This is a genomic window from Bradyrhizobium sp. Mp27, from assembly GCF_029953005.1.
GTDB classification, from domain to species: Bacteria; Pseudomonadota; Alphaproteobacteria; order Rhizobiales; family Xanthobacteraceae; genus Bradyrhizobium; species Bradyrhizobium barranii.
The window spans coordinates 1-6751 of sequence record NZ_JASAUS010000256.1 but is presented as its reverse complement, the minus strand read 5'-3'; the positions used below and the strand labels follow the sequence as shown (position 1 = coordinate 6751).

The 6751-nt window shown below is 65.2% G+C and carries 6 protein-coding genes; 1 reads left to right on the top strand and 5 read right to left on the bottom strand.

Annotated elements, in window-relative coordinates:
- The 4 genes from QJT78_RS47145 to rfaD form a co-directional block, all read right to left on the bottom strand.
- A partial coding sequence (locus QJT78_RS47145; protein ID WP_281460723.1) for an SDR family NAD(P)-dependent oxidoreductase occupies positions 1 to 1203 on the bottom strand: 1203 nt, incomplete at its 3' end.
- A 99-nt stretch (positions 1204 to 1302) separates the two neighbouring features.
- The gene (locus QJT78_RS47140) at positions 1303 to 2556 is read right to left on the bottom strand and encodes an O-antigen ligase family protein (protein WP_049808052.1); all 1254 of its coding nucleotides are present in this window, start codon (positions 2554 to 2556) and stop codon (positions 1303 to 1305) included.
- A 41-nt stretch (positions 2557 to 2597) separates the two neighbouring features.
- On the bottom strand, positions 2598 to 4082 hold the full coding sequence (gene rfaE1, locus QJT78_RS47135) for a D-glycero-beta-D-manno-heptose-7-phosphate kinase (protein WP_028153510.1): 1485 nt from the start codon (positions 4080 to 4082) through the stop codon (positions 2598 to 2600).
- A gap of 13 nt (positions 4083 to 4095) precedes the next feature.
- Positions 4096 to 5076 carry an ADP-glyceromanno-heptose 6-epimerase gene (rfaD, locus tag QJT78_RS47130; RefSeq protein WP_281460722.1) on the bottom strand — a complete coding sequence of 327 codons (981 nt, stop codon included), beginning with the start codon at positions 5074 to 5076 and terminating at the stop codon, positions 4096 to 4098.
- A gap of 174 nt (positions 5077 to 5250) precedes the next feature.
- Here rfaD and waaF point away from each other — a divergent pair, with 174 nt between their 5' ends.
- Positions 5251 to 6300, top strand: a complete 1050-nt coding sequence (gene waaF / locus QJT78_RS47125) for a lipopolysaccharide heptosyltransferase II (protein ID WP_028153512.1) — start codon at positions 5251 to 5253, stop codon at positions 6298 to 6300.
- A 230-nt stretch (positions 6301 to 6530) separates the two neighbouring features.
- Here the strand turns inward: waaF and QJT78_RS47120 are convergent.
- Positions 6531 to 6751: hypothetical protein (locus QJT78_RS47120; RefSeq protein WP_281460721.1), on the bottom strand; the 221-nt coding region annotated here is incomplete at its 5' end.

The window sequence follows — 6751 nt, the reverse complement described above, 5'->3', positions numbered from 1 at the left end:
GTTGATCGAGCCGAAGATGTTGGTCTTGACGCCCTCGCTCCAGTCGCGCTCCAGGATCGGCACGTGCTTGAGCGCGGCGGCATGGAACACGATGTCCGGCTTGAACTCCGCCATCAGGCGGATGATGCGCTCGCGGTCGCGGATGTCGGCGATTCGCCCTTCGATCGCGGCCGCCGCGCCGTGCGCAGCGAGCGCTTCCGTGACCGCATAGAGCGCCGGCTCCGAATTTTCCACGATCAGGAGGCGCGCGGCGCCGAAGACGACGACGCGCTCGCAGATCTCGGACCCGATCGATCCGCCGCCGCCGGTGACGATGACAGCCTTGCCCTTGATCAGCGCTTCGAGCCGCGCGTAGTCGATCTTTTCGCTCGGCCGCAGCAGGAGATCCTCGACCGCGACGGCCGTGAGGCGCGGCGGGTCGCCGCTCTCCAGCGAGGGCATGCGGTTGACGATCACGCCCAGCTTGCGCGCGCGCATCAGGATCGATTCCGGATGAGCGTCCGGCTCGAACGCGGACGGCGTCATCACCAGGCGTGCGATCGGCTTGTCGCGTTTGGCGAAGTCGCCGACGACGTCCTCGATGTCGTCGAAGTCGCCCAGCACCGGCACGTTGCGGATGAACTGGCCGCGATCGGATCTCGACGGCGACAGCACGCCCACCGGCCAGATGCGCTTGATCGCCCCGCTCTCGATGCCGCGCAGCAGCACCTCGGCATCCGCGGCGCGGCCGATCAGCAGCGTCGGCGCGGCATCCTCGCCCCTCGCATGCCGCCGCACCCGCGTATAGCGGAAATAGCGATAGGCCATGCGCAGCGCGCTGAGGAAGGAGATCTCGAGGAACCAGTAGAGGACGATCGTTACCTTGCCGAGGAAGAAGGCGCCGCGGACGTTGGGGGCGACGAAGATGTAGTCGAGCGCCAGGAGGGCAACCGTCAGCACGGTCGCGACCCGGATGATGTTCAGCGCATCAGGCAGCGAGATGAAGCGCCATTTCGTCGTGGTCAGGTTGAAGAGGAAGAACACGACCACGCTGAAGGCGAGGAAGTAGGGCAGGATCTGGAACAGCAGCGGCAGGCGGTCGAAGAAGCCGTCGCCGCCCTCGAAACGCAGGTAGAAGGCTGCGAACAGCGCCGCCGTGGTCGCCAGCAGGTCGTGGAGCGCGATCAGGAAATTGCGCAAGGTGAGATGCGAAAGACGCGTCATCCGCCGACCGATGAAATCCCAGTTAGATGCAACCTGACCGCGCTGATAGCCCATCTCGTCAAGACTTGCCAGTACAAGGCTTGCCAGCCGCGCGGCCGTTCAGGAACCGGCTTCCCCCACCTTCGCCTCGGCGTGTCGGGCCCGGATCACCATGCCGCCCGCAACGCCGACGCCGATGACATACATCCAGCCCTCGTGGAAGTCGAACAGATGGGAGTTGAACAGCGAAGTGAAGACGTTCTGCACCACCACCAGCAGGCCAACCCAATGGGCCAGCCCGTCGCCGCGGAACAGCAGGAGATGCAGGATCCAGATCGCGTAGAGAACGACGATGCCGATGACGCCCCATTGCACGGCGACATTCAGCGTCTGGTTATGCGGATTCCCGATCACCTCGGCAGAGGCCTGGTAGTGGCCGCTGGGCGTCGCGACCGCTTCGAACAATCCGCGCGTCGAGCCGGTGCCGTGCCCCTTGATCGGCGCCTCCGCGAAGAAGCCGAGCGATTTCCGCCAGAATTCGAGCCGCAGGCCCAGCGAGGTCGGCTCGCCCTTTTCGACATAGCGCGTGTAGTCGCTGGCGAAGGTGTCCGCGGTCTTGCGCAATTGCGGCGAGGCCTGCCAGGCGAGAGCGGCGCCGGCGAGCAGAGCGGCCGAGTTGATCGCGATGCTGCGCCAGCGCAGGTGCAGGAGTGCGAACACGCCGAACATGATCGGAACGGTGACCAGCGCGGTGCGCGACACCACCACGAAGGCCATGTTGACGAAGAAGCTCAGAGCCAGCGCGATCAATAGTCCCGCGAACCAATAGCGCTTCTCGCGCAGCAGCATCACGATGGGATAGGCGAGCGCGACCGCGCACAGCGCGAATTCCTGGCTCTGGTCGATGTAGTTCTTGACGAAGATGCCGCGCTCGAGGTGATCGGGCTTGAGCGTCAGGTTGGGATAGAAGGCCACCAGCCACGACATCACCGAGAGCAGCGCGCAGGACACCAGGAACGCGATGAACATCCAGTGCCCGCGCGACGAGCGCTCGAAATGATAGAGCAGCACGGGCAGCACGAGCAGCTTGACGGTCGGATTGACCGCATAAAGACGCGCACCCCAGGCCGCATCCGACCACAGCGTGCCCACCAGCGCGAGCAGGACCAGCGCGATCGGCGCGGCTGCGATCGGGCGCTTCAGCGATTGCAGGAATGCGCGCACGTCGAGAAACGGCACCATGCAGACCAGGAAAAGAGCGTTGAAGATCGCCGTGAGCGAGGTCGACCAGGGCAGCGAGGCCACGGTCAGGATCGCGAACAGGTCGGCCGTCTCGCACCACGCCGCCGGGCTGCGAAAGCGCCGCCACAGCATCTGGGCGGTCGTCTCCCGGGCGAGCGTCGTCGCTTGGTCCGTCACTTGCCCCCTCCCCGCGCGCGATGGACCAGCGCGGTCGTGCTGAAGCCCTGGAGGATGTCGACCAGCACGACGATTCCGCCGGCGGCTTCGACGACCTCGTGGCCGACCACCTGCTCGCGGGTGTAGTCGCCGCCCTTCACCAGCGCGCTCGGCTTGATCCGGGTGATCAAATCGATCGGCGTATCCTCCTCGAAGATGACGACGAGATCGACGGCTTCGAGCGCCGCGAGCACTTCCGCACGCGCCCGCTCGTCCTGAACCGGGCGATCGGCGCCCTTCAGCCGCCGCACCGAGGCATCGCTGTTGAGGCCGACGATCAGGCGATCGCAGGCTCCGCGCGCCGCGGTCAACACCTTGACGTGGCCGGGATGCAGGATGTCGAAGCAGCCATTGGTGAAGCCGACGCGCAGGTCCTGCCGGCGCCATTCCGCGAGCTGTGCGTCGAGCGTATCAGGCTCGAGCACGATCTTCTCCTCAGCCGCGAGATAAGCATGCGGCAGGATCTTCCGCCGCAGCTCGGCCGCGCTCACGCTGGCCGTGCCTTGCTTGCCGACGGCGACGGCAGCGGCCGCATTGGCCATCCGCAACGCCGTGTCCCAGTCCGCGCCTGCCGCGAGCGACACCGCAAGCGCGGCGGCGACGGTGTCACCGGCACCGGAGACGTCGCGCACCTTCACGGGGACAGCCGGAACGTGAACGGCCTCGCCATTGCGCGGCACCAGCGTCATGCCGTGCTCGCCTTGCGTGACCAGGATCGCCTCGCAATCGGCGAGCCGCATCACGTCCTCGCTGGCATCGACGATGCTCTGCGGCGTGTCGGCGCGGCTGCGCGTCGCCTCCGAAAATTCCTTGCGATTGGGCGTGAGCAGCGTGGCGCCGCGATAGATCGCCCAGTTCAGGCTCTTGGGATCGACGATCACGGGCTTGCCGAGCGTTCGCGCGGCGTCGATGGTGTGGCGGATCACCCGCGCGGTCAGCACGCCCTTGGCGTAGTCGGAGAGCAGCACGATGTCGGCGCGCGCGATCTGCGGCAGGATTGCGTCGATCAGCGTGGTCTCGATGTCGTCGGAGGCAGGCACCGCCTGCTCCCAATCCGCGCGCAGCATATGCGTGGAAAAATGCTCGGAGACGAAGCGGACTTTTCGCGTGGTCGGCCGCGACGGATCGCACACCAGCACGCTTTCGATGCCGGCATGCTCCGCAAGTGCCGCTTCGAGCCGCTTGCCCGCATCGTCCTCGCCGACGAGGCCGACGAAGATGCAGCGCGCCCCGAGGGAGGCGATATTGCGCGCGACATTGCCGGCGCCGCCGATATGGATCTCGCTGCGCTGGGCGGCGATGACAGGCGCCGGCGCTTCCGGCGAGATCCGCGACACCTCGCCATAGACGAACTCGTCCAGCATGATGTCGCCGATGCACAGCACCGTACGGCCTGAGATGGCTTGCGCGAGAGCGTCGAAATCGAGAATGGGGGTCGGCATGGTCCTTGAAGCCTCAGCGGAAGCGGTCTGGCCGGTCGAGATAATCGCCGACATAGGCTTTCACCGCATCCTCGAGCGTCGTGAAGCCGCCGTTATAGCCGGCGCGGCGCAGGCGATAGACCTCGCTCTGGGTGAAGTATTGATAGCTGCCGCGGATCTGCTCGGGCATGTCGACGTATTCGATGTTGGGCCTGGTGCCGAGCGCGGCATAGGCAGCTAGCATCAGATCCCTGAAGCTGCGCGCCTTGCCGGTGCCGACGTTGAAGAGACCGGACACCGACGGCGTCGCCAGCAGCCACATGACGACGCGGACGACGTCGTCGACATAGATGAAATCGCGGCGCTGATCGCCGTCGGCGATGCCCTCGCGGTGCGACTTGAACAGCTGCACGACGCGGCCCGCCCTCACATCATCGAAGCGGCGCGCCAGCACGCTCATCATCGAGCCCTTGTGGTATTCGTTGGGGCCGAACACGTTGAAGAATTTCAGTCCAGCCCATTGCGGCGGCAGCTTCTCGCCGCGCGCGACGCGCTCGGCGACGGCGAGATCGAACAGGTGCTTGCTCCAGCCGTAGAGATTCATCGGCCGCAGTTTCTTCAATGCGGGCAGTGAGGCGTCGTCGTCAAAGCCGTCGGCACCATCGCCATAGGTCGCGGCCGACGAGGCGTAGATCAACGGCACCGCATCCGCCGTGCACCAGTCCAACAGGCGCATCGACAGGCGAAAATTGGTCTCGATCACGAGGTCGCCGTCGGTCGCGGTGGTCTCGGAAATCGCCCCGAGATGGATCACGGCGTCGAGCTTGCGGCCCTTCAGCCAGTCGAGCAGCTCGGCCGGCGGGACGAGATCCACAAGCTGGCGCTTGGCGAGGTTTCGCCACTTGCCCTCGGTCCCGAGGAGATCGCAGACGACGACATCGCTGCGACCGACCTCGTTCAGCGCGGCGACGACATTCGATCCGATAAAACCGGCCCCACCGGTCACCAGCAACATTCCACCTACCCTGCCAGGTTTTGCCCTGCCCGATTTTCACGGCCCGGTCCTGCCCTAGCGCATGATCCGCCAAACTGTAAGCGGTTTTGGGATCGGCGCTGTCCCGGCTTTACCTGCAGGTCCGGAGCGGGTAACCGAACCGCCACATCAGCACGTTCCCGGTCCTATTAACGAATGAATAAAGATTCGCAATTTGGTCAAGATGCAGATCGGAGCGACACACGCCCGATCCTGATCATCCCCTATATGTGGATCGGCGATTTCGTCCGGAATCACACCGTTGTCCGGGTCCTGAACGAGCGCTGGCCCAACCGGCCGGTCGATCTCCTCACCACCTCCCTCTGCGCCCCCCTGGTCGATTACATGCCCGGCGTGCGCGATGGCATCGTGTGGGACCTGCCGCGCAGCCGGCTCGCCGTAGGTCGCCAGCTCGGCCTGGCGAAGCTCCTGCGCGAGCGGAATTACGGGACAGCTCTGGTGCTGCCCCGGACCTGGAAGGCGGCCATCGCGCCCGCGCTGGCCGGGATTCCGGAAAGGGTCGGCTTCGTCGGCGAGTTCCGGTTCGGCCTGCTCAACCGCTGGCGCTGGGGCGAGAAGAAGCTGCCCCGCTTCATCGACAAGAACGCCGCCCTGGCCCAATCCGATGGCGCCCCCCTGCCCCCGGAATGGCCGGTGCCGCAATTGCGGGTCCCGGCCGAGGACATCGTCCGCTGGCGGCAGGCCAATGGCCTCAGCGCCGGGGCGGCGGTCGCGCTGGCTCCCGGCTCAGTCGGCGCCTCAAAGCGCTGGACCTATTATCCGGAGGCTGCCCGCTTGCTGGCCGAGCGCGGGCTGGAGGTCTGGGTGGTTGGCGGCCCCGCCGAAAAGGGCCTCGCCCAGGAGATCGTCGCCGCCGGCGGTCCGGGCGTGCGGGACCTCACCGGCACCGATCTGCGCAACGGCGTCCTTGCCATGGCCGCGGCCGGCGTCGCCATCTCCAACGATTCCGGCCTGATGCACATCGCAGCCGCGCTCGGCACGCCCACCATGGGCATTTTCGGCCCGACCAGCCCCTATCTCTGGGCTCCCCTCAACGGCCTCGCCGCGACCGTGGTCCAGGACAAGAGCGTGCTCTCATGCCAGCCCTGCCAGAGCACGATCTGCAAGATGAACGACCACCGCTGCATGCGGGATATCGCGGCTTCCGAGGTCGTGGCGATCGCGCAGCGGGTGCTCGGAGTGTGAACTCATTGACGCCATGCGTTGATCGGGCAACTGGCAGCGAATCCACCAGCAGGTCTTTCCGTCCGCCAGTTTTAGTCAGTGACGTTGTCAGTTCATTCGCGGGATAAGGCTGCGTCGCTGCCGCTTGTGAAGGCTGAACCAAGATCACGTCGACAAAGACGAATCTTCATCGAGATTCGAACAAGAGGTTCGCTCCTCAAACGTCGCTCGATACATGCCTCTTGGACATTTTACACAGTTATGGAGGTAGCCCCATGCCGATCGTTCAATTCACTCGCTTCAAGACCGACAAGCCCGAGGAAATGATCAAGATCGTCAGGCAGGCGAAGAAAATCTTTGAGAAAAGAGCTGGCCCCGCAAATTCGGACAGTAGCTTGAGTGGATTTTCTGCCTGACAGCGGCGAGGATTCTTGCTGCGAATCAGGAGCGAAGATGACGAAGAAGAGCCGCC